The following is a 21,485-nucleotide window of genomic DNA, read 5'->3' as shown; positions in this document are numbered from 1 at the left end:
GCATAATCTCAATTTTAAAAGGAAGAATATGAGAAAACGACAAGGAAAGGTATTTGTGTATGCCTTTATTTTCTAAGCGAAAGAACAATACCGATTCAAAAGACAAGCAGAATACAGACGAAAGGAATCAGGAACAGCAGCAAGAAAAAGAAAGGCCGGTTCTCATTTCTCCAAGTTTGGCAAAGAATATAGCGGAAACGAAAAAGGAAGTCGGAAGCAGCTCTGACGTCATCATTCGCGAGATTAAAATCGGGGAGCAGGATCATGTCCACCTAGCTGTTATCTATATTGCTGGGCTGGTCGATAATAACACGATCCATGAGTCGTTAATTGACCCATTGGTACAGGATGAGTCTATCCAGAATACTCATGCGATCCAGCAAATTCTTGAAAAAACGCTCCCGCTGGGCGGGGTGAAAGCGGAAAAGAGCTGGGACAAGCTTTTTTCCGAGTTAATGCTCGGCAATGCGCTCATTTTTGCTGATGGCCATGATGAAGCTTTGATTTGCAGCACTCAAGGGGAGAGCAGCGCTCCATCCAAGAGCCGAGCACCCAGGTGTCATTCCGCGGCCCGCGCCAAGGGTTTACAGAGTCTCTGCAAACCAATATTTCCATGATCCGGCGATACATTAAAAATCCGAATTTATGGGTTGAAAAAATGAAAAAAGGTTCTGTTACGAATACGGATATCGCTCTCATGTACATTCAAGGAATATGCGATGAAAAGGTGCTGAAGGAAGTGAAACAGCGCCTGGAAAAAATAGATATTGACAGTATTTTGGAATCTGGATATATTGAGCAGCTGATTGAAGATGAAACCTTTACGACGTTTCCGACTATGTATCATACAGAACGCCCTGATGTTGTAGCGGGTAATCTGTTAGAAGGAAGATTCGCGATTATTGTGGACGGAACACCGTTTGTGCTTATTGCCCCAGCCTTATTTGTCCAGTTTTTTCAGTCTGTTGAGGATTATTATTCGCGTTTTGACATTGCGACAAGCATAAGAATTCTTCGTGTTTTAGTCTTTTTCATTTCGCTTGTGGCTCCGGCTGTATACGTGGCAGCCACGACGTTTCATCAAGAAATGATACCGACTCAGCTGTTAGTGGTCATTGCGGCCCAGCGGGAAATTGTCCCGTTTCCGGCTGTTGTGGAGGCGCTGACGATGGAGGTTGCTTTTGAGATTCTGAGGGAAGCGGGAGTCAGGCTGCCCCGGGTTGTTGGCTCGGCAGTGTCAATCGTAGGCGCGCTCGTAATCGGCCAGGCTGCCGTACAGGCTGGTATCGTCTCTCCGGCAATGGTGATTATCGTGGCACTCACCGCGATTGCGAGCTTCGCAACACCGGCGTTTGCAATGGCGATTTCAGCCCGGCTTATTCGGTTTATCTTTATTATTGCCTCAGCTGTTATGGGTTTTTACGGGCTGATTTTAGGGATCATTATGATGTTTGTCCACTTATGCAGTCTTCGTTCATTCGGCGTTCCATATATGTCGCCGCTTGCACCTTTTTCTTCACAAGGCGTAAAGGACGCGCTTTTCCGGGTTCCGTGGTGGGCCGATGAAAAAAGGCCGGAATCGGTCAGCAAGGAAGATAAGGTGCGGCAGGGGAAAGATCAACGCCCAGAGCCGGCCGCTTCACGAGGAATGGTGAACAAAGATTTGGAAGAAGGGGATCAGAATGGTACGTAAATGTCTATTAGCCGTTCTCATGCTTTTGAGCGTCATTGTGCTGCCCGGCTGCTGGGATAAGCGGGAGCTGACGGATCTTGCGATTATCTCGGCGATTGGCATCGATCGGACAAACGACAGCAACTACGTGCTGCATCTTCAAATTATCAATCCAGGAAATGTTGCCGGCGGCCTTCAGGGAGGCGGTGCTGGAGACAGGCCGCCTGTATCTGTCTATTCGATTGAAGGTAACAATATAACGGAAGCACTCAGAAAAGCCTCCATGAAGGTATCACGGCGGCTTTATTTTGCCCATACCAATCTAGTCGTGATCAATGAAAAGCTGGCAAAAGAAGAAGGTTTGGATTTTGTATTAGATAATCTTGACCGGGACACAGAATTCAGGACAACAGCAACATTCGTCGTTGCCCATAAAACAAAAGCAGAAAATATTGTGAAAATCTTGACGCCGATTGATAAAATTCCGTCAAATAAAGTCAATAAAACACTCGATTTCACGGAGGCACAATACGGGCGGGTGGTCAAAATCAATATTCAGGACGTTTTGAAAACACTTGCCGCCAACACTATGGCACCGGTCATCCCCGGATATATGATGATTGGTGACGATAAAAAAGGAGTCAGCATGGAAAACACGCAGGCGACTGACCCGAAAGCCATTCTTCAGGCAGATGGTTTGGCGGTTTTTGATAAGGCAGGATATTTAAAGTATTGGCTGGAAGATGATGAAAGCGTGGGGGCAGTCTGGCTTATGAATAAGATCCAGCATACGTTTATTAATGCTGACTGGGGCAAGACGAAGGATGCGGTCAGCTTGCAGGTTACCCATCAAGATACAAAGCTGGTACCGAAAATGCGGAACGGACGCCCGTACATCCATGTGAAAGTGTCGGTTGAAGGTATTATAGATGCTGTCAAATACCCTTTCCAATTGTCTGATCCCAAGGTGCTGGCCGCTATTGAAAAAGCGCTCAACAAAGAGCTTGAAAAGGAAATCAGCCATACTGTGAAAAAGATTAAGAAGAATAAAATAGATTTTATCGGTTTTGGTGACACGATATATAGAAAGTATCCGGAGCAGTGGGAGAAAATGAAGGACACTTGGGACAAAGAATATTTGCCGGAACTGCCCATCGATGTGAAGGCCGAGACGTATATCAGAAGGACGGGATTGCGAAACAATCCGATCAAACACCAGTTTAAAGATGATTAGGTCTGAAGAAAGGGGAAGTGACAGATGGAAAAAGCCAGAATAAGCATAAGGCAGTTGTTTGTCATGATTATCATTTTTGAACTGGGCAGCTCCTTATTGATTACACCGGGATCAATGGCGGGCAGGGATGCTTGGATAGCAGTTTTATTAGGCTGTGCGATCGGACTGTTTCTTTTCTATTTGTATCAAGGCATTTATCAATGTTATCCGAATTCTTCTCCGAAAGAATATATGGATGATATGCTGGGAACCAAGCTGAGCTGGCTGTTTTCATTTCTCTATATCTTGTACTTTGCCTATATTGCCGCAAGGGTGCTGCGTGACTTTGGAGAAATGCTGCTGACGTTTGCTTATCATGATACACCTATCATTATTGTAAATGCTTTATTAATGGTAGTAAGCATATATGCCGTAAGAAAAGGAATTGAAGTACTCGCACGCGCGGCCGAACTTCTTTTCGGGGCCATGTATTTACTGGGCGCGATCGGCCTTGTGCTGATTATTGTCTCAGGGACTATAGACCCGCACAATTTAAAGCCGGTTTTGGCAAACGGCATTTCTCCTGTCCTTCACTCTGTTTTCACACAGACCATGTACGTTCCATTTGGTGAAGTTGTTTTATTTGTGATGATTTTCCCTAACCTGAATGACAGAAAAGATGTGAAAAAAATGGGGATGATCGCCATGGCTATTAGCGGATTGATTGTGGCGCTCACCGTGGCGATTAATATTAGCGTGCTTGATGTTGATCTTACACTCAGATCCCAGTTTCCGCTTTTAAGCACGATCCAGACAATCAAGGTCGAAGAATTTTTAGACCGGCTCGATGTCTTTTTTATGCTGGCGCTGATCATCGGCGGCTTCTTTAAGGTCAGCCTCTACTTATATGCCACTGTGGTTGGGACATCTACGCTCTTTAAGGAAAAGAACCCCTCTCAATTGGCTTATCCGATGGGATTGGGCATCTTAATCCTTTCTATAACGATCGCGACTAACTTTTCGGAGCACTTGAATGAAGGCCTGAACGTGGTGCCGCTGTATATTCATTTGCCTTTTCAATTATTGTTTCCGCTCTTTCTGTTTATTGTGGCCGTTTGGAAAAAGAAACGAAGAGAGAAGTCAAAAGGGGAGGAAGCAAAAAAATGATAAAAAGAGCGGGGGGATGCGGCCGCCGCTCTTTTTATGTTCACTTCTATATAAAAGGGGGATATAGGGTGCGCCCCTGTCTGCACTGGCAGAGGCGCGTTTTGTTATACGACTGCGACGTTTTCCTTCACAGTAAAGCTTCCTCTTGAAAGTCTGATATTGATGTCTGACACTTTTGCAATTTGTTCATCGTGCGTCACCATAATGACGCATTTATCTTCCTTGTGCGCCAGATCCTGAAAGAGCCGTACGATCTCTTTTGATGTGTCCTCATCAAGGTTTCCGGTCGGTTCATCGGCTACGATAAGATCCGTGTCACAGCAGAAAGCCCTTGTAATTGATACCCGCTGCTGCTGTCCGCCGCTCAGTGTGAGCACTTTTTGCCGGGCTTGTTTTTCGTTGATGCCAACCTTCTGCAGCATGTCAAGCGCATATGATTCTTTGTTCTTTTCTTTAGAACCTGTGATTTCCATAGCGGTTGTGACGTTCTGCAAAGCCGTCATATACGGGAGCAGGTTGTACGCCTGAAAGACGATTGATACATATTGATTTCTGAAATTGGTTAAGCCGATTTTAGAAACCGCTTTTCCGTCGTAAAGGATGTTTCCTTCTTTTGGTGCGTCAAGTCCGCCTGCCAGAGACAGGAAAGTGGTTTTCCCCGTCCCTGATGTTCCGACGATTGTGTAGAATTTTCCTTTTTGAAAGCTGATGTTAATATCCTGAAACAATGGCTGGCTTTTGTCTTTATACCAGTAGCCGACTTGTTGAAATTGTAATAAGCTCATAGGTTCCGCCTCTTTCTATTCCTGTTTTGTCAATATCGTTTTCGGATGAAGCCGCAGTACTGAAATTGACGGCAGCAATGTTGCAATGATTGCGATTAGGATGCCGATCCCGCCCAGAATAAGCATGTCGTTCATAGAAACCGCGACGTTCAGTGAATCGATAACGTCTACGTTTGATGAACTGTGGCCGAACATTTTGCCGCCCATGCCGCCACCGCCGCCGGGCATTTGTCCGCTTGCGGTTTGCGTTGAATCGGTTGATGAACTGATTTGCTGGGATAAAAGCTGATTTCCAAGCTGATTCGCGACGAGATTTCCCGTCACAGATGCAAGGCCGATAGCGATAACGGCCACAATCAGAATCTCAGTCAAGAACTGTCCAATCAATTTCCATCGTTTTTCACCGATAGCCATTAACACGCCCATTTCGTATTTGCGCTCCCTGATTGACATCATGACAATCAGGCCAAGAATGACGGCGCCTGCCACTGATACAAGATACACCACGTTTTTAGAGAAAGAAGCCACATTTTCAATCGGTCCGACCATTTGCTGGTAAAGCTGATCGTTTGTATTCAGTGTGTACGTATCAAAGTCAATTGATGTTTTCTTCGCTGCTTTTACGAAAGCATCCATATTTTTCGCGTCGTCCATATAGTAAACAGCTGAGTCAATCGTATTTTTATAGTCGTCGCCTTTCAATGCCGCTGTTGCTGTGTAAGGCGTATAAAGCTTGTTATAAGGATTTAAGAAAGAGAAATTTTGGGCTTGGTCATCACCTGAAGATGTTGTTTTATAAATACCGACGATCTTCAGTTTTACTGTTGTATCCTCATCCGTTGCTGATTCAATTGTGATCGAATCGCCAACGCTTAAATCATTTTCTTCCGCTAATGTTTCGTTGATCACTGTTACTTTTTTGCCGACATCTGATTTTGTAATCGCGCGTCCGTCTGTGATTTTTGAATCCCCGTCAGAGAAATCATCAACTAATGCTGTGCTGATGACACCTTCAATAGAAAGATCGGCTTGAACCATTTGCGGTCCGCCTTGTCCGCCACCTTGGCTGTTTTTAGCGTTTGAGCTTGAACTGCTGGAGCTGGAATCACTTGAACTAGAGCTTTCAATCGCATCAAAGTTTCCTGCGTTGGCTGAAGCTGATGCGGTGTAATTGTAGCTCTTCACATGATCAAGCGCTGCAAGCTTATTCGCATCAGACACTTTGATCGGTGTTGATTCGAAGCTGCGCTTTTCACCGCTGTCCTGCTGTTTTTCCATTTGCTTTTGACGGTCAACCTGAAGTGTCACGCTTCCGCCAAGTTCCTGTCTGGCCAGTTCGCTTGACTTTTGTGCTGCCGACTGGATGGTGAGGCCTGATAGAACAAAGACACATATGACTGTAAACACAAATAATTGCAATAACGTTTTTCCCTTTTTAGCCTTCATATTCCAAAAGGCCCGTTTGATAAAGTTCATTTATGTTCCTCCGTATTGGTATTTTTATTGATAAGACCGCCTCTGGGGCGCCCGCTTGCTGATAAATTAATAGTAGTCCAAAGGTATGAAAAAAATATGAACAATCTATTTCTAGTTGATGAAATAAAAACTAACAATTGTGAAACGCAAAACCTTCTGTTTAAAATGGTGCTATTATATAAAAAAGCATCAAAACAACCGGAGGATATAATGAAAATATTAATGATAGAAGATAATGTTAGTGTTTGTACGATGACGGAGATGTTCTTTTTTAAGGAAGGTTTTGAAGCGGAATTCGTTCATGACGGATTAGAGGGATACCAGCGTTTTACGGAAGAAAATTGGGATCTGATTATTTTGGATATCATGCTTCCATCTATGGACGGCGTGACCATTTGCAGAAAAATAAGAGAGACAAGCACGGTGCCGATTATCATGCTGACTGCCAAAGACACTGAATCAGATCAGGTCATCGGTTTTGAGATGGGGGCGGATGATTATGTCACGAAGCCGTTCAGCCCGCTGACATTGGTTGCCCGCATCAAAGCCGTCATCAGAAGATACAAGGCGACAGGAAAAGCGGTTGTTGATGAAGATATGATCGAAACGGAATGCTTTACCATTAATAAGAAGACGAGAGAAGTATTATTAAACGGAGAGCCTGTAGAAAATCTCACGCCCAAGGAATTCGATCTGCTTTATTACCTTGTCCAAAATCCGCGGCAGGTGTTCTCCAGAGAACAGCTGCTTGAGCAGGTATGGGGCTATCAGTTTTATGGAGATGAGCGAACGGTTGACGTTCATATCAAACGGCTGCGGAAAAAGCTTGCCAGCGAGGACAAGCCTTTCCTGTATACTGTGTGGGGAGTAGGGTATAAATTTGATGAAGATTAAATATTTATATCAGCTGCTGCTAAGCCATATCAGCATTTTGATTTTAGCGTTTGTCATTATCATTTCTCTGTTTTCCCACTTTGTGAAGGAATTTGCCTATCAGAACAAAGTAGAGGAATTGACGTCATATGCGGTGCAGATTGCAAATGAATTCCAAGCCGGCCAGGTGGACATGCGCAGGCTCTATCCTTATCAGGACATGTTAAGCACAAGAAAGACGCAGTTTATCATCTTTAATGAAGAGCAACAGCCCTATTTTCTTCCTGAAGGCTTTCATCACCCACCAAGGGAACAGCTGAAGAAATCAGAATGGAATAAACTAAAAAAAGGGCAGACTGTCATGATCAGGGCAGATGGCCGTTTTGATGATGAAGTGTCACTTGTGGCGCAGCCTATATTTGTTCAGAACGAATTTAAAGGCGCCGTTCTGCTGATTTCTCCGATCAGCGGTGTTGAACAGATGGTCAATCAGGTCAACCTCTATATGTTTTACGCTGTGATCAGCACGCTTGTGATTACGATTCTCGTGAGTTGGCTTCTGTCCAAATTCCATGTCAAGCGGATTCAAAAGCTGAGAGAAGCGACAGATAAAGTGGCTTCCGGCGATTATGACATCCATTTGGAAAACAGCTACGGGGACGAAATCGGCGTTCTGGCGTCTGACTTTAATATCATGGCGAAAAAACTAAAGCAGTCAAGGGATGAAATTGAGCGCCTTGAGAAGCGGAGAAGGCAGTTTATCGCTGACGTGTCACATGAATTAAAAACACCGCTGACGACGATCAACGGTTTGGTTGAAGGGTTGAACAGCCATACGATTCCTGAGGATAAAAAGGATAAATGCTTCTCGCTGATCAGTGAGGAAACGAAGCGCATGCTGCGGCTCGTAAAAGAAAATCTGGATTATGAAAAAATCAGATCCCAGCAAATTACCTTGAACAAGCTAGACGTTCCTCTGATCGAGGTGTTTGAAATCGTGAAAGAGCACTTGCAGCAGCAGGCGGAAGAAAAACAAAACAAGCTGATGATCCAAGTAGAGGATCACGTCATCGTACATGCCGATTATGACCGGTTCATTCAAATTCTCGTCAACATTACGAAAAACAGCATCCAATTTACGCAAAACGGTGACATTTGGCTGCGCGGAATGGAAGGTTATAAAGAGACGATTATTGAAATTGAAGACACGGGTATCGGCATTCCAAAAGAGGATATTGAGCATATTTGGGAGCGATTCTATAAAGCAGATATTTCAAGAACGAACACAGCATACGGTGAATACGGACTCGGTCTCTCGATCGTAAGGCAGCTCGTTGAAATGCACCAGGGCACAGTAGAAATCAAGAGTGAAGAAGGGAAAGGCACAAAGTTCATCATCCGCCTTCCTTTAACGGCAAAACAGCAATAGCATACAGGGCGGCGCATCAACTGATGCATCCGCCTTTTTTGCACACCGCTTCGGTTTATTGCGTGCTCCCGAAAACAAAGATTGCGTGTTTTTCGGGTTGGGACGGTCTATAAACATGATAAAATATGACATAAACAGTTTTTGATGGGAGAGGGTGAAGGAATGAAGAGCGGGGTAATTCCTTCTTCAGCGGTCGGTCAAAAAATTAACGAGTGGTACAGATATATCCGGACATTCAGCGTGCCGGATGCCGAAGTGTTAAAAGCTGAAATCCAGCAGGAACTGAAACACATGCAGCATGATTCCAACTTGCTGCTTTATTATTCACTAATGGAATTCCGGCACCAGCTTATGCTGGATTATCTTGAGCCGTTAGAGAAATTAAATATCGAAGACCAGCCAAGCCTGTCTGAATTATCAAGAAACATTGACAGCAACCAGGCAGATCTCAAAGGGCTGCTCGACTATTACGTGAATTTTTTTCGCGGGATGTATGAATTTGATAAGCGGGAATTTATTTCTGCCATTACATACTATAAACAGGCGGAGAAAAAGCTCTCCTTTGTCGCAGACCATATTGAACGGGCTGAATTTTATTTTAAAATCGCGGAAGCTTATTATTATATGAAGCAAACGTATTTTTCATTGATTAATATAAAAAACGCCTATGAAATTTACGTGGAGCAGGAAACCTATAATGTGAGAATCATTCAGTGCCATTTCGTGTTCGGGGTCAACCTGATGGATGAAAGAAATTTCGAACAAGCCGCACGCCATTTCAAATTGGCGCTCAATATGGCCCAAGCAGAACAAAAAGCCCAGCTGGTTGGAAGAGCATACTACAATCTCGGGTTATGCTATTACAATCAAGACCTTCTAGACCCTGCCATTGATTACTTTGAAAAAGCGGTCTCCACATTTGAAAGCAGCAGGATCGTCAATTCTCTCCCGCAAGCCTATTTTTTAATCACCCTGATTTATTATAAACAGGGAAAACATGATAAAGCTTCGGAATATCACAAGCGGGGCTATGAATATGCTAAAGAAACAGACGATGCAGACTATGCCGTAAAATTCGAGTTTTTGCAATCCCTATATCAGGATCAGCCCAATGAAGAAGGAATCGAACGATGTTTCCAGTACTTAAAAAATAAAAATATGTACGCTGATATAGAGGATTTAGCCCTAGAAGTAGCAAAATATTACTATGAACAGAAATGGTTTAAACTGTCTGCTTCCTACTTTCTACAAGTTGAAGAGGCAAGAAAACAAATACAAAGGAGTGAAGGTTTGTATGAAATTGAAATCTAAGTTGTTTGTTATTTGTTTGGCCGCAGCCGCGATTTTTACAGCGGCTGGCGTTTCTGCTAATGCGGAAGCACTCGACTTTCATGTGACAGAAAGAGGAATGACGTAAGAACAAGCCCCTTCTCATTAGCGAGAAGGGGTTTTTCTTTTCAAAAAAACACCGCAGGACATAGTCTTGCGGTGCCGCCTTCATGGAGATTACGTTTATTTAGTAGCCTCCTACAAATGCAGTTCCCACAATGATCAAGAGGATAAATAACACAACAATCAAAGCGAAAGAAGTTCCGTAACCTGACATTTTGTGCACCTCCTTGCGAGATTGCTTCAGCATATACTGCAAAACTGTGGCGGACAGGGTTCCGCAGAGACGGTCAGCAGCTTAGTAGCCGCCAACAAACGCAGTCCCTACGATAATTAAAAGAATAAACAATACAACGATTAAAGCGAAAGAACTGATGCCGCCGTAACCGCCGCCGTTAGAGTATCCTGACATAAGGTTTCACCTCCCTATGAAGGATACTATAAGATATGCTGAACCGATCCATTTGGCAGGGATAATAGTGGACAAGAGAAAAAATGAAGAATTCGGCTATATGAAGGTGATATAAAAAATAGCGGGCGCTGCCGCCCGCTATTTATGTACGATTAAGAGATCAGCACGCCCGCGAAAAATTCCTGGTATAACGCTTGAACGGCTTTTCTTTCTTCGGCTTCTTTTACGCCAAACATCATGCTCACTTCAGAAGATCCCTGATTGATCATTTCGATATTCACCTGTGCCTCTGATAATGCTTTGGCGGCTCTTGCCGTTGTACCGACATTGTGGCGCATCGCTTCCCCTACAACCATAATTAGGGCGAGATGATGCTCGACGATGACTTCATCGGCATGCAAATCCTCTTCGATCCGTTTGATGACGCTGCGTTCAGTGGCTGCATCCATTTGCCCCTGCCGTAAAATGATTGTCATGTCATCGATTCCCGATGGAACATGCTCATACGTCAAACCATGCTCCTCCAGGATGTGAAGGGCTCTGCGGCCAAAACCGATTTCTCTGTTCATGAGATACTTGCTGATATAAATGCTGCAAAAACCGGTGTCGCTGGCAATGCCGACGACAGGCCCGTTTGTGTTATCCCGCTTGCTGACGACGCGGGTGCCTTCGGCTGAGGGGTTGTTCGTATTTTTGATCTGAACAGGAATCCCCGCTCTGAATGCCGGAATGAGCGCTTCATCATGAAACACTGAAAAACCCGCGTAGGACAGCTCCCGCATCTCTCTATATGTCAGCTCGCTGATTTCCTTTGGATTCTCAACGAAGGACGGATTGACAGAATACACAGCGTCTACGTCTGTAAAGTTTTCGTACAAATCGGCTTGTAGTCCGTTGGCAAGAATCGAACCGGTAATATCAGAACCGCTCCGTGAGAATGTGATCACATCGCCATCCTTGCTGAATCCGAAAAAACCGGGAAAAATGATGAGTCCGTCACGTTCCCGAAGACGATAGAGGTTTTGATAGGATTCAGGAAGAACTTGCGCGTTGCCGGGTTCATTTGTCACAAAGAGGCCAGCATCCTTCGGGTTTACATATTCCGCTTTGACGCCTTTATAACGGAAGTAAGCGGCGATCAACTTGGCATTGTTATCCTCTCCGCTGGCCTTGACTGCGTCAAGGTATTGCTCGGGATTGCTTTTATCTCCTTCTAAAAGCGTAAACAGATCATTTCTGATTTTTTCGATAATGCTTTGCCCCAGCTGAAGCTCATTGGCGATGAGAGCGTACCGTTCCACAACAGCTTCCGCCAGTTCAGGTGCGCTGCCTGATGCCAAATATTGTTCTGCACATGCGATTAAGAGATCAGTCACTTTCGTATCCTCGGCATAGCGTTTTCCCGGAGCTGAGACGACTACAGCTTTCCGTGCCGGGTCTGAGGTAACGATGTGAAACACCTTGTCAAGCTGGGCGCCTGAAGCAAGTGAGCTGCCTCCGAATTTAACGACCTTCATGTTTACATCTCCTAATGTTTAAAATTTTCACACAAATTTAGTATTTATTATCTCTCTTTCAGTACTGTAAATCAAGGGGGAATTTCTATCCGGGGAGAACATTTGTATTTTCCACGAGGAATAATGTCAGGTTTGCTGACCGTATACCTGCGTTATAAAGATAAATATGGTAAACAGCCTAACGTTTTGGGATGGAAAATGGTTAGAATGATTAGTAAAATGGATAAATGACTAGGTTAATATTTTTAAAGAATATTGACTAACCCTAGAAAAATGGTAATATGTAAATGATAATGATAATCAATTACTATATGGCCATATTGTTTTGAGTCCTTGCGGAGTAGGAGATACGTTCTTTTTGCTGTAAGGATGTAAGGAGGCAGCATGAAGCTACGTTACTTATTTATTCTACTTATCATATTAGCAGTCACATCTGTATTTATCGGTGTAGAAGATCTGTCGCCGCTTGATCTCTTCGATTTAAGCAAACAAGAGGCGTCAACGCTGTTTGCAAGCCGTTTGCCGCGATTGATCAGCATTGTCATCGCGGGATTAAGCATGAGCATCTGCGGTTTGATTATGCAGCAGATCAGCAGAAACAAATTCGTGTCACCGACGACGGCGGGCACGATGGATTGGGCGAGGCTCGGCATTTTAATTTCCTTGCTGCTGTTTACATCCGCCAGTCCTTTAATCAAAATGCTGGTCGCGTTTGTCTTTGCCCTTGCAGGAAATTTTCTGTTTATGAAAATCCTTGAAAGAATCAAGTTTAACGATACCATCTTTATTCCGCTTGTCGGTTTAATGCTCGGGAATATCGTCAGTTCAATCGCGACATTTATCGCATATAAATATGACTTGATCCAGAATGTGTCATCATGGCTGCAGGGAGACTTCTCTTTAGTCGTGAAAGGAAGATACGAGCTTCTTTATCTGAGTATTCCGCTCGTGATCATTGCCTATGTGTATGCGGATAAATTCACATTGGCCGGTATGGGTGAAAGCTTTTCTGTCAACCTCGGCCTGAAGTACAAACGGGTTGTGAACATCGGGCTCATTATCGTGTCCCTGATCACGTCCCTTGTTATTTTGACTGTCGGTATGCTGCCGTTTCTCGGTTTAATCATCCCGAATATTGTATCGATTTACAGAGGAGACAATCTGAAGAGCAGCCTGCCGCATACTGCGCTGTTGGGAGCGGTTTTTGTGCTGTTTTGCGATATACTGGGCAGAATCATTATCTTCCCTTATGAAATCTCGATTGGCCTGATGGTCGGAATCATCGGCAGCGGCATTTTCCTGTTTATGCTGTTAAGGAGAAAAGCCTATGCGTAACCAGATGAAAATAGCTTTGCTCGTTGTTTTAGCCATTGTATGTATAGGCTTGTTTTTGTTTTATGACTTAGGCAATTGGGATTACACCCTGCCGAGACGAATCAAAAAAGTCGCTGCCATTGTGCTGACGGGGGGAGCGATTGCGTTTTCGACCATGATCTTTCAAACGATTACGAACAACCGCATCCTGACGCCGAGCATTTTGGGCCTTGATTCTCTCTACATGCTGATTCAGACTGGCATTATCTTTTTGTTCGGTTCTGCGAATATGGTCATCATGAATAAAAACATCAACTTTATCATCTCTGTTCTGCTGATGATACTGTTTTCTCTTGTTTTGTATCAGATCATGTTCAAGGGTGAGGGGAGAAATATCTTTTTCCTTCTGCTTATCGGAATCGTGTTTGGCACGCTGTTCAGCAGCCTGTCTTCTTTTATGCAGATGCTGATTGATCCGAACGAGTTCCAAGTTGTGCAGGACAAGATGTTTGCCAGCTTTAACAATATCAATACGGATTTGTTATGGCTCGCGTTCATCATCTTCCTGCTGACAGGCGTTTATGTCTGGCGTTTTACAAAATTTTTCGATGTGCTGTCGCTCGGACGCGAGCACGCCGTGAATTTGGGCATTGACTACGACAAAGTGGTGAAGCAGATGCTGATCGTGGTTGCGATTTTGGTTTCTGTTTCAACAGCGCTAGTCGGGCCGATTATGTTTTTAGGCCTTCTGGTCGTCAACCTGGCGAGAGAATTCCTGAAAACATATAAGCATTCATACTTAATCGCAGGCTCCGTTTTCATCAGCATCATTGCGCTGGTCGGAGGGCAGTTTGTGGTTGAGAAAGTGTTTACCTTCTCAACGACGCTGAGCGTCATTATTAATTTTGCCGGCGGGATTTATTTTATCTACTTGCTGTTAAAGGAGAATAAATCATGGTAGAGGTCAGAAATGTAAGCAAACAATATGGCGGGAAAGTTGTTCTTGAAAAGACGTCAGTCACGATTCAAAAGGGCAAAATCACCTCGTTTATCGGTCCTAACGGCGCCGGCAAAAGTACGCTGCTGTCTATCATGAGCCGCCTGATCAAAAAGGATTCCGGCGAGATTTACATAGACGGACAAGAGATTGGAGCATGTGACAGCAAAGAGCTTGCCAAGAAAATGAGCATTTTGAAACAGGCGAACCAAATCAATATCAGGCTCACGATCAAAGACCTTGTCAGTTTTGGCAGGTTTCCGTACTCACAGGGCCGGCTGACAGAGGAAGACTGGGTTCATATCAACCAAGCGCTTAGCTATATGAAGCTGGAAGACATTCAAGACAAATACTTGGATCAGCTGAGCGGCGGACAGTGCCAAAGGGCATTTATCGCCATGGTCATTGCCCAGGACACAGATTATATCTTTCTGGATGAGCCGCTGAACAATCTGGATATGAAACACTCAGTTGAAATTATGAAACTGCTGAAACGGCTGGTAGAGGAGCTTGGAAAAACGATCGTCATCGTTATTCACGATATCAATTTTGCTTCAGTCTATTCTGACCATATCGTCGCTTTGAAAAACGGCCGAATCGTTAAAGAAGGACCGCCTGAAGAAATGATAGAAACGTCAGTGCTTGAGGAAATCTACGATATGACCATCCCGATTCAGACGATTGATAATCAAAGAATAGGTGTCTATTTTTCTTAATATATAGAAGAGGTGAAGAGCATGAAAAAGTTCGCATTACTATTCATCGCTTTGGTGACGGCAGTTGTGATTTCTGCATGCGGAAACCAAAGCACAAGCAGCAAAGGTTCTGATTCTAAGGAAGAACAAATCACTGTGAAACACCAGCTGGACAAAAACGGAACAAAAGTACCGAAGAGCCCTAAAAAAGTTGTCGTATTTGACTTTGGAAGCTTAGATACATTAGATAAACTTGGACTTGATGATAAAGTAGCGGGACTGCCGAAACAAGCCCTTCCTAAATATCTGTCCAAATTCAAGGATGACAAATATGCTGACGTCGGAAGCTTAAAAGAGCCAGACTTCGAGAAAGTGGCAGATTTAGACCCTGACTTGATCATTATCTCAGGGAGACAATCTGAGTCTTACAAAGAATTCTCTGAAATTGCGCCGACAATTTACCTTGGCGTAGACACAGCGAAGTATATGGAATCATTTAAGTCTGACGCAGAAACAATCGGTAAGATCTTCGATAAAGAAGATGAAGTGAAGGATGAACTCTCAAAAATCGATCATTCAATCGCAGATGTAAAGAAAACGGCTGAAAAGCTTAACAAAAACGGTCTCGTCATCATGGCGAACGACGGGAAGATCAGCGCATTCGGTCCTAAATCAAGATACGGCCTGATCCATGACGTGTTCGGCGTGACACCGGCTGATAAAAACATCAAAGCGTCTACTCACGGACAAAGCGTTTCTTACGAGTACATTTCAAAAACAAACCCGGATTACCTGTTTGTCATTGACCGCGGTACAGCGATCGGTGAAACATCATCTACTAAACAAGTCGTTGAAAATGATTATGTGAAGAATGTAAACGCAGTGAAAAATGATCATGTCGTCTACCTTGATTCTGCTACTTGGTACTTATCAGGAGGCGGTCTTGAGTCTATGGCACAAATGATCAAAGAAGTGAAAGACGGTTTAGAAAAGTAAAACCAAAAAGAGCCTCCGCTAAATAGCGGGGCTCTTTTTTTGTTAATCAGCGTGCCGGCTGCTGTTCGGCAGGGCGCTGAGGTTTCTTTAATGTGAATGAGAGAAGGAAGCCGACAAGTGCAATGACGGCAGCCACAATAAAAGCGGCGTTCATGCCGTGCAGGGCGGCGTGCTTTACATTTGTCGTGCCTGCATGTGCCGCCTGGTTGCTCATCACGGAAACCAATAGTGCGGTTCCGATCGAGCCGCCGACTTGGCGAATCGTGTTGTTCATCGCAGTTCCGTGCGGAATCAAGTGGCGCGGCAGCGCATTGATTCCGGCTGTTGTCACCGGCATCATGATCATGGCGGTGCCTAAGAGACGAACGGTGTATAAAACGACAATCCAAGCGAGTGACGTATGGTCAGTCAGCTGCATAAACGGCAGAGATGTCAGGAAGATGATGCAGAAACCGGCAATCGCCAGCCCTCTTCCGCCGACACGGTCAAAAATTCTGCCGATAATCGGCGACATAAAGCCCATCACAACGGCTCCCGGCAGGAGCATAAGCCCTGTATCAAAAGCTGTGACGTCTCTGACATTTTGTGTATAAAGCGGCAGGATGGTTTCCGTACCGATCAATAATGCAAAGACGAGGGTTCCCAGCAGTGTTGTTAAGCTGAAAACGCCAAACGTGAAGACGCGGAATTCCAGCATCGGTTTTTCAAGCTTCATTTGTCTTATGATAAACAAGAGCAGCGCGATGACACCCACCAGCAGTGAAATCAAGACGGTTGAACTGGACCAGCCGTAAGAGCCGACGCTTGAGAATCCGTACAGAAGGCCGCCGAATCCAAATGTTGAAAGGATGACTGATAAAATATCAATCTGTGTTTTTCTTAAAGTCGTCACGTTTTTCATCAGGATGCTGGCAAGAATCAAATCAATCACAGCAAACGGAAGAATAATATAAAACAATGATCTCCAAGAGAAAGCTTCGACAGCCCATCCGGAAAGAGTCGGTCCGATCGCAGGCGCGAATGAGATGACCAATCCGACCATACCCATAGCCTGGCCGCGCTTTTCAATCGGAAAGATTGTCAGGAATACAGTCTGCATGAGCGGCATCATAATGCCGGCTCCGGCCGCTTGAATGATACGAGCTGTCAGCAGAACCGGGAAGTTCGGCGCGAACGCTCCGACGACTGTTCCGACAGTGAAAATGCTCATTGCTGTGATGAGCAGCGCCCGGCTTGTGAATTTCTCAATTAAAAACGCGGTAATCGGAATTAAAATCCCGTTGGTTAACATAAATGATGTTGTCAGCCATTGTGCTTGGTTGGCATCGACATTGAAATCCCTCATGATATGGGGAAGTGCGGTAATCAACAATGTCTGGTTCAAAATCGCCACAAACGCTCCGGCTAACAAAATGCCGACAATGACAGAACGGTTAAAAGGTTTTTGTTCAATACTTGTGTTCAATACATATCCCTTCTTTTCTCTAAGTAATTAACAGTGTTTTTAACATGGAAACGGGCTGTGTTAAAACACCGGTTTGTTCCAGATAAACAATCAGTGATTTGAGTAAAAAAGCGCGGGGTTCTTCCTTCTTCGCTTCTTCCTCCAGCATAGCGGCTGCGGATGTCAGTTCATCTACGTCATAGTCCGCGGCGGACAGGGAAGAGATGCCTTTATGTAATTCCTTCAGGCTTTCCGATAATAGGACTGATTTATCCTTTGGCTTGTAGGAGGATGCTGATTGAATATAAAGCTCGATGGCTTCGGGCGGAAGAAGAGACTGGCGGGTTTCCCTGTTTTTGATAATCTGATTGAGGGTGCTGATGATAAACTCTGCGATCGGGTCAAGCTCAAGCGGTTTTTCCTCGATTTTGATCAGCATTAAAAACTCACGCATCATGCCGTGAAGAATGATGACCAAATCCCACACAAACGGGAGAATGGTTTCTCCATACGCCTGGATCAGCGAATCGCGGTGCCAGCAGATAATCGTCGATCTGGTCTGATGGATATGCTGTTTGACCCGGTCATTATGCAGCTTGGGGTTTCCGTAGGTCAGCATATTGAAAAACTGCTGATTCCGCCTGAAGCCCTCCAGTTCCATTTTGACCTTTTGCGTCAAACGCTCCTCCGGTGTAAGTGCGGTATTTTCCTGAAGTCTTGAGGCTGCGGCCACCATTTGCTTCTGGTTAAATGACAGCAGCTCCAAAAGCAGATCTTCTTTAGATTGGAACAGCTTATATATCGAAGCTTTTGACATCTTACATTCTTCTGCGATCGCCTGCATGGAAACCGACGTAAAATCCTTTTCCGAAAAAAGCTTTCGCGCGGCTAACAAGATATCTGTTTTTTTATCAAGCATCTCATGGCTTCCTTCTTTCTTGAACATTAGAAAACCCATTGGTTCACAGAAAACCAATGAGTAACTATGAAAAAATTTTACCAAATAAACAAAATAAAAGTCAATGGATTTTAACCGGGTAAATGAAAGGCCTGCCGGAAAATCCGACAGGCCGAATAAGAGCTTATTTTTCAACTTTAAATCCTTGTTTTTCAAGCATTTCACGGATGTGCGGATAGTACAGGCGCTCATAGTAGGAAGCGATGCTCTGTGACCAATTTCTTGTTTCTTTTCCGTTTGTCCGTTTATTCATGTATTCAGACATCTGTTCGTCGTATGCCTGAATGTGAGACGTCAGCTCATCCTGATTCAAATAAGTTTCCTGATGATTGACAGCTTCCTGCGGCAAGCGCGGTTTTTTCGCTGAACGGTCGGCAGGATGCCCAATGACAAGGCCGGATAAAGGGAACACGTATTTTGGAAGGCCAAGCAGTTCGATCAGCTCTTGAGGATTTCCGCGAACCGCACCGATCGGAACTGTGCCAAGTCCGAGTGACTCCGCCGCTGCTGTTGCTGTGCCGAGGGCAATACCAGCGTCTACTGCGCCGACAAGAACAGATTCCAATCCATTTGTGATTTCCATTTTGAAATCATGCAGATCTTCAAGCGCAATTTTGGCCCGATTGAAATCTGCGCAGAACAGCAGGAAAACAGGAGCTTGATCGATCCATGGCTGGCCGCCTGCCAGCTCGGAGATTTTCTTTTTGCGCTCTTTATCCTGGACTGTGATCACAGTCACTTGCTGTCCGTTGATAGAAGAAGGGGCTGATTGCACCGCTTCAATGATTTGGTCCAATTGCTCCTGAGCTACAGGCTCATCTGTGTAGCTGCGAATCGAGCGGTGGTCTGTTAAAGATTTAATCACTTCATTCATATGAGACACCCTTCCTTTACTCGCTAAGCTCTGTGCGGACAACATCAAGAGGAGCGCTCAGCAGTTCTTTTCCTTTTGCAACAAACCCTTGGAAATGCGCAGTTTCGTTATGGAATTTCATTGCCGCTTCATCTTTCCATTTTTCAAGCATGACAAATGTATTTTCTTCGCCTACTTTTTCAAATAGGTCGTATTGCACGTTGCCTTCCTCAGCTCTTGAATGCTGAACAAGTGATTGAGCCTCGCTCAAAAATTCCTCGCGTTTTTCTGGTTTTACTTTGATGTAAGCTTGTAATACGATCATTTAAATCTCCTCCGTTGTTATGCGAATTTATTGTTCGAATTTCATCGAACTAAATGTAACATGTATTCTAATTGAGGTAAAGGAAAAACCCTTAAATAGTAAAATTGTCATTCTAATTGTTGTGTGATACATTTGTGTCATGAACATTCCAAACCATCCAGAAACAGAAACATTGCAGCTGACAAAGGTTCTTCATGCACTTAGTGATCCGCTTCGTTTAGAGCTCGTCAAGCAATTAGCTGAAGCAAAAGAAAAAACGTGCAGCACCTGTGCAGATGTGCAGGTTGCCAAATCGACTTTGTCGCATCATTTTAAAGTTTTGAGAGAATCGGGCATCGCTCAAGTTCGGATAGAAGGAAAGCGCCGGTATTATTCGCTTCGCGCTGAAGACCTTGAAAAGGCATTTCCGGGCCTGCTTGAAGCCGTGCTGAATGTAGACCAGGACCGCTGGTGAATCAATCCCCTGTAACGGGGATTTTTTTATGTCCGTAAACCGCTTTGAAAAGCCGCTGCACACCCTCCTGAATATCTTCTTCCTTCAGCCGTGCAAAGCCGATAATGAGAGCTGGCCTGCCCGTTTGCCGCTTGTTTTCCTTCAAGTTAAATCGGCTCATTCCGAATATTTCAAGCTGCAGCCCGGCAGCATGTGACAGGATGTCTTGTTCGGTGCGCCTGGTATCAAATTCGGTAACAAAATGCAGCCCCGCATTTGCCCCTTTTACGGTAACCTCTCCGTTGAACTCTGCTTCTAAAGCGGTGATCAGGCGTTCTCTCTTTTCTTTATAATGCTGCTTCATTTTTTTTATATGCTTCTGATATTCACCAGACTCGATAAATTCCTGCAGGGTGAGCTGCGTGAGTGACGAGCAAGTCTGCAGATCATAGCCCCGCTGTTTGTATGTCCTCAACAGCTCAGGTGGCAACACCATATAGCTGATCCGCAAGCCGGGGAGAAGGGACTTTGAAAAGGTTCCCATATAGATGACATTTTGAAAACGGTCGAGGCTTTGCAGCGCCGGAATACTGTCTACATCATATGTGAATTCACTATCATAATCGTCCTCAATGATATATCTGCGCGGATCCTTGGCTGCCCAGTTCAGCAGCTGAATTCTTCTGGATACAGGCATAATCGTTCCGGACGGAAACTGATGCGACGGGGTGGTCACCAGCACATCTGGCTGCTGTCTGGTGATTTCAGCAATCGACATGCCCTTTTCATCCAGCATGATCGTCTTGACTTGTTTTCCGGCACTCTTCAAAAGCTGATACATGCGCCTGTAGCCAGGCTCCTCCATCGCATACATGGCTTCCTTGGGTAAAAGCTCAGTCAACAGCTGCATGAGCACCTGTGTGCCTGCCCCTATGATCATTTGTTCTGGCCTGCATTTTACACCCCTCGTCAGGGAAATGAGCCTCGTAATGGCCGCTCTCACTTCATATATCCCTTGCGGATGTGACATGTCGCCGAGCGTGCGGTATGAGCGGGAGGCCGCTTTTTGCTCGCAGCGGAACCAGCTTTTGATCGGAAAATGGTCTGTATCGGAACTCATGTGTGAAAACGATATCCAATCGCTCTGGTCGATGTGAATCTCTTTTAGGTCATCCGGCAGTGCAAATGGAGGGTGCTCCTCGGCGGAAAACATGTCTAGTTCCTCCACGAAGAAACCCTTTCGTTCAATGGCGTACAAATACCCCTCAGCCAGCAGCTGCTGATAGGCTGAATTCACTGAATTTACGCTGACCTTGAGATTTTCAGCCAGCTCCCGCTTGGAGGGAACCTTCGAGTGCGGCAGCAGATTGCGGCTGAGGATTTCTTTTTTCAGCTTTTGATAAATTTGCTGATAGATATAATCGGCTTGTTCTGAACGATCGAGTGTAATCGTGATATCCATTTGTATTTTCTCCTTCTGATACCATCAAAAAGTTATAATTGGTACTTTTCATCATACCAAAGAGAAGTCAGAATG

At 44.7% G+C, this 21,485-nt stretch carries 21 protein-coding genes and 1 pseudogene; 12 read left to right on the top strand and 10 right to left on the bottom strand.

Going from position 1 to position 21,485, the window contains the following annotated elements:
- The first annotated feature begins 59 nt into the window (after nucleotides 1-59).
- From gerKA to gerKB, 3 genes and pseudogenes are all read left to right on the top strand, one after another.
- Nucleotides 60-1,693: pseudogene (gene gerKA, locus BGM23_RS20005) on the top strand (spore germination protein GerKA).
- Complete coding sequence (gerKC, locus tag BGM23_RS20000) at nucleotides 1,683-2,906, top strand: spore germination protein GerKC (RefSeq protein WP_003246578.1); 1,224 nt, start codon at nucleotides 1,683-1,685, stop codon at nucleotides 2,904-2,906. The pseudogene gerKA and the gene gerKC overlap by 11 nt, the downstream one beginning before the upstream one ends.
- A 24-nt stretch (nucleotides 2,907-2,930) precedes the next feature.
- Nucleotides 2,931-4,052 (top strand): endospore germination permease GerKB, encoded by a 1,122-nt coding sequence (gene gerKB, locus BGM23_RS19995; protein WP_003234509.1) that lies wholly within the window; start codon nucleotides 2,931-2,933, stop codon nucleotides 4,050-4,052.
- Nucleotides 4,053-4,156: 104 nt separating this feature from the next.
- Here gerKB and BGM23_RS19990 read toward each other — a convergent pair whose 3' ends face one another.
- A complete protein-coding gene (locus BGM23_RS19990) occupies nucleotides 4,157-4,837 on the bottom strand; it encodes an ABC transporter ATP-binding protein (RefSeq protein ID WP_032722912.1) in 681 nt (226 codons plus the stop codon).
- A gap of 15 nt (nucleotides 4,838-4,852) precedes the next feature.
- Nucleotides 4,853-6,313 carry an ABC transporter permease gene (locus BGM23_RS19985; protein WP_032722913.1) on the bottom strand — a complete coding sequence of 487 codons (1,461 nt, stop codon included), beginning with the start codon at nucleotides 6,311-6,313 and terminating at the stop codon, nucleotides 4,853-4,855.
- Between the two features lie 210 nt (nucleotides 6,314-6,523).
- Between BGM23_RS19985 and yclJ the strand changes: the two genes are divergently transcribed.
- The 4 genes from yclJ (at nucleotide 6,524) to phrC (ending at nucleotide 10,032) form a co-directional block, all read left to right on the top strand.
- Nucleotides 6,524-7,207: a two-component system response regulator YclJ gene (gene yclJ, locus BGM23_RS19980; RefSeq protein ID WP_032722955.1), complete on the top strand. Its 684-nt coding sequence runs from the start codon at nucleotides 6,524-6,526 to the stop codon at nucleotides 7,205-7,207.
- Nucleotides 7,194-8,615 (top strand): two-component system sensor histidine kinase YclK, encoded by a 1,422-nt coding sequence (gene yclK, locus BGM23_RS19975; RefSeq protein ID WP_072173981.1) that lies wholly within the window; start codon nucleotides 7,194-7,196, stop codon nucleotides 8,613-8,615. Before yclJ ends, yclK begins: the two co-directional genes overlap by 14 nt.
- 162 nt (nucleotides 8,616-8,777) lie before the next feature.
- Nucleotides 8,778-9,926 (top strand): response regulator aspartate phosphatase RapC, encoded by a 1,149-nt coding sequence (gene rapC / locus BGM23_RS19970; RefSeq protein WP_014475800.1) that lies wholly within the window; start codon nucleotides 8,778-8,780, stop codon nucleotides 9,924-9,926.
- On the top strand, nucleotides 9,910-10,032 hold the full coding sequence (gene phrC / locus BGM23_RS19965) for a phosphatase RapC inhibitor PhrC (protein WP_003224994.1): 123 nt from the start codon (nucleotides 9,910-9,912) through the stop codon (nucleotides 10,030-10,032). The genes rapC and phrC overlap by 17 nt, the downstream gene beginning before the upstream one ends.
- Nucleotides 10,033-10,131: 99 nt before the next feature.
- Here the strand turns inward: phrC and BGM23_RS21670 are convergent, their stop codons facing one another.
- The 3 genes from BGM23_RS21670 to BGM23_RS19955 form a co-directional block, all read right to left on the bottom strand.
- Nucleotides 10,132-10,221, bottom strand: coding sequence for a YjcZ family sporulation protein (locus BGM23_RS21670; protein ID WP_015482794.1), 90 nt, complete (start codon nucleotides 10,219-10,221; stop codon nucleotides 10,132-10,134).
- 81 nt (nucleotides 10,222-10,302) lie between these two features.
- On the bottom strand, nucleotides 10,303-10,416 hold the full coding sequence (locus BGM23_RS19960) for a YjcZ family sporulation protein (RefSeq protein ID WP_014478831.1): 114 nt from the start codon (nucleotides 10,414-10,416) through the stop codon (nucleotides 10,303-10,305).
- A 152-nt stretch (nucleotides 10,417-10,568) separates the two neighbouring features.
- A complete protein-coding gene (locus BGM23_RS19955) occupies nucleotides 10,569-11,933 on the bottom strand; it encodes an aspartate kinase (protein ID WP_015715246.1) in 1,365 nt (454 codons plus the stop codon).
- A gap of 384 nt (nucleotides 11,934-12,317) precedes the next feature.
- Between BGM23_RS19955 and yclN the strand changes: the two genes are divergently transcribed.
- The 4 genes from yclN to yclQ are packed head-to-tail and all read left to right on the top strand — an operon-like array spanning nucleotide 12,318 to nucleotide 15,935.
- The gene (gene yclN / locus BGM23_RS19950; protein WP_014475804.1) at nucleotides 12,318-13,268 is read left to right on the top strand and encodes a petrobactin ABC transporter permease YclN; all 951 of its coding nucleotides are present in this window, start codon (nucleotides 12,318-12,320) and stop codon (nucleotides 13,266-13,268) included.
- Nucleotides 13,261-14,208, top strand: a complete 948-nt coding sequence (gene yclO / locus BGM23_RS19945; RefSeq protein WP_014475805.1) for a petrobactin ABC transporter permease YclO — start codon at nucleotides 13,261-13,263, stop codon at nucleotides 14,206-14,208. The genes yclN and yclO overlap by 8 nt, the downstream gene beginning before the upstream one ends.
- Nucleotides 14,202-14,960, top strand: a complete 759-nt coding sequence (gene yclP, locus BGM23_RS19940; protein ID WP_046664285.1) for a petrobactin ABC transporter ATP-binding protein YclP — start codon at nucleotides 14,202-14,204, stop codon at nucleotides 14,958-14,960. The genes yclO and yclP overlap by 7 nt, the downstream gene beginning before the upstream one ends.
- 21 nt (nucleotides 14,961-14,981) lie before the next feature.
- Complete coding sequence (gene yclQ / locus BGM23_RS19935; protein ID WP_046664284.1) at nucleotides 14,982-15,935, top strand: petrobactin ABC transporter substrate-binding protein YclQ; 954 nt, start codon at nucleotides 14,982-14,984, stop codon at nucleotides 15,933-15,935.
- 46 nt (nucleotides 15,936-15,981) lie between these two features.
- Here yclQ and BGM23_RS19930 read toward each other — a convergent pair whose 3' ends face one another.
- From BGM23_RS19930 to BGM23_RS19915, 4 genes are all read right to left on the bottom strand, one after another.
- A complete protein-coding gene (locus tag BGM23_RS19930) occupies nucleotides 15,982-17,400 on the bottom strand; it encodes an MDR family MFS transporter (RefSeq protein ID WP_046664283.1) in 1,419 nt (472 codons plus the stop codon).
- A 19-nt stretch (nucleotides 17,401-17,419) separates the two neighbouring features.
- Nucleotides 17,420-18,298 carry a TetR/AcrR family transcriptional regulator gene (locus tag BGM23_RS19925; protein WP_046664312.1) on the bottom strand — a complete coding sequence of 293 codons (879 nt, stop codon included), beginning with the start codon at nucleotides 18,296-18,298 and terminating at the stop codon, nucleotides 17,420-17,422.
- 163 nt (nucleotides 18,299-18,461) lie between these two features.
- Nucleotides 18,462-19,211, bottom strand: coding sequence for an oxygen-insensitive NADPH nitroreductase (gene nfsA / locus BGM23_RS19920; protein ID WP_046664282.1), 750 nt, complete (start codon nucleotides 19,209-19,211; stop codon nucleotides 18,462-18,464).
- Between the two features lie 16 nt (nucleotides 19,212-19,227).
- A complete protein-coding gene (locus BGM23_RS19915) occupies nucleotides 19,228-19,515 on the bottom strand; it encodes a putative quinol monooxygenase (protein ID WP_046664281.1) in 288 nt (95 codons plus the stop codon).
- A 139-nt stretch (nucleotides 19,516-19,654) separates the two neighbouring features.
- Between BGM23_RS19915 and BGM23_RS19910 the strand changes: the two genes are divergently transcribed.
- On the top strand, nucleotides 19,655-19,969 hold the full coding sequence (locus BGM23_RS19910) for an ArsR/SmtB family transcription factor (protein WP_003234476.1): 315 nt from the start codon (nucleotides 19,655-19,657) through the stop codon (nucleotides 19,967-19,969).
- A 1-nt stretch (nucleotide 19,970) separates the two neighbouring features.
- On the opposite strand, the gene gabR is transcribed toward BGM23_RS19910, so the two are convergent.
- Nucleotides 19,971-21,410 (bottom strand): MocR-like transcriptional regulator GabR, encoded by a 1,440-nt coding sequence (gabR, locus tag BGM23_RS19905; RefSeq protein ID WP_046664280.1) that lies wholly within the window; start codon nucleotides 21,408-21,410, stop codon nucleotides 19,971-19,973.
- Nucleotides 21,411-21,485: the final 75 nt, after the last annotated feature.

It is taken from the genome of Bacillus sp. FJAT-14266, assembly GCF_001719225.1.
Taxonomy (GTDB): Bacteria; Bacillota; Bacilli; order Bacillales; family Bacillaceae; genus Bacillus; species Bacillus subtilis.
The sequence above is the reverse complement of the archived record's forward strand: the minus strand, read 5'-3'. Positions and strand labels throughout refer to the sequence as shown.

Coding starts and splice junctions, on each gene's coding strand:
- gerKC (WP_003246578.1), top strand. CDS start 1,683: ATGGTACGTAAATGTCTATTAGCCGTTCTCATGCTTTTGAGCGTCATT.
- gerKB (WP_003234509.1), top strand. CDS start 2,931: ATGGAAAAAGCCAGAATAAGCATAAGGCAGTTGTTTGTCATGATTATC.
- BGM23_RS19990 (WP_032722912.1), bottom strand. CDS start 4,837: ATGAGCTTATTACAATTTCAACAAGTCGGCTACTGGTATAAAGACAAA.
- BGM23_RS19985 (WP_032722913.1), bottom strand. CDS start 6,313: ATGAACTTTATCAAACGGGCCTTTTGGAATATGAAGGCTAAAAAGGGA.
- yclJ (WP_032722955.1), top strand. CDS start 6,524: ATGAAAATATTAATGATAGAAGATAATGTTAGTGTTTGTACGATGACG.
- rapC (WP_014475800.1), top strand. CDS start 8,778: ATGAAGAGCGGGGTAATTCCTTCTTCAGCGGTCGGTCAAAAAATTAAC.
- phrC (WP_003224994.1), top strand. CDS start 9,910: ATGAAATTGAAATCTAAGTTGTTTGTTATTTGTTTGGCCGCAGCCGCG.
- BGM23_RS21670 (WP_015482794.1), bottom strand. CDS start 10,221: ATGTCAGGTTACGGAACTTCTTTCGCTTTGATTGTTGTGTTATTTATC.
- BGM23_RS19960 (WP_014478831.1), bottom strand. CDS start 10,416: ATGTCAGGATACTCTAACGGCGGCGGTTACGGCGGCATCAGTTCTTTC.
- BGM23_RS19955 (WP_015715246.1), bottom strand. CDS start 11,933: ATGAAGGTCGTTAAATTCGGAGGCAGCTCACTTGCTTCAGGCGCCCAG.
- yclN (WP_014475804.1), top strand. CDS start 12,318: ATGAAGCTACGTTACTTATTTATTCTACTTATCATATTAGCAGTCACA.
- yclO (WP_014475805.1), top strand. CDS start 13,261: ATGCGTAACCAGATGAAAATAGCTTTGCTCGTTGTTTTAGCCATTGTA.
- yclP (WP_046664285.1), top strand. CDS start 14,202: ATGGTAGAGGTCAGAAATGTAAGCAAACAATATGGCGGGAAAGTTGTT.
- yclQ (WP_046664284.1), top strand. CDS start 14,982: ATGAAAAAGTTCGCATTACTATTCATCGCTTTGGTGACGGCAGTTGTG.
- BGM23_RS19925 (WP_046664312.1), bottom strand. CDS start 18,298: ATGCTTGATAAAAAAACAGATATCTTGTTAGCCGCGCGAAAGCTTTTT.
- nfsA (WP_046664282.1), bottom strand. CDS start 19,211: ATGAATGAAGTGATTAAATCTTTAACAGACCACCGCTCGATTCGCAGC.
- BGM23_RS19915 (WP_046664281.1), bottom strand. CDS start 19,515: ATGATCGTATTACAAGCTTACATCAAAGTAAAACCAGAAAAACGCGAG.
- BGM23_RS19910 (WP_003234476.1), top strand. CDS start 19,655: ATGAACATTCCAAACCATCCAGAAACAGAAACATTGCAGCTGACAAAG.
- gabR (WP_046664280.1), bottom strand. CDS start 21,410: ATGGATATCACGATTACACTCGATCGTTCAGAACAAGCCGATTATATC.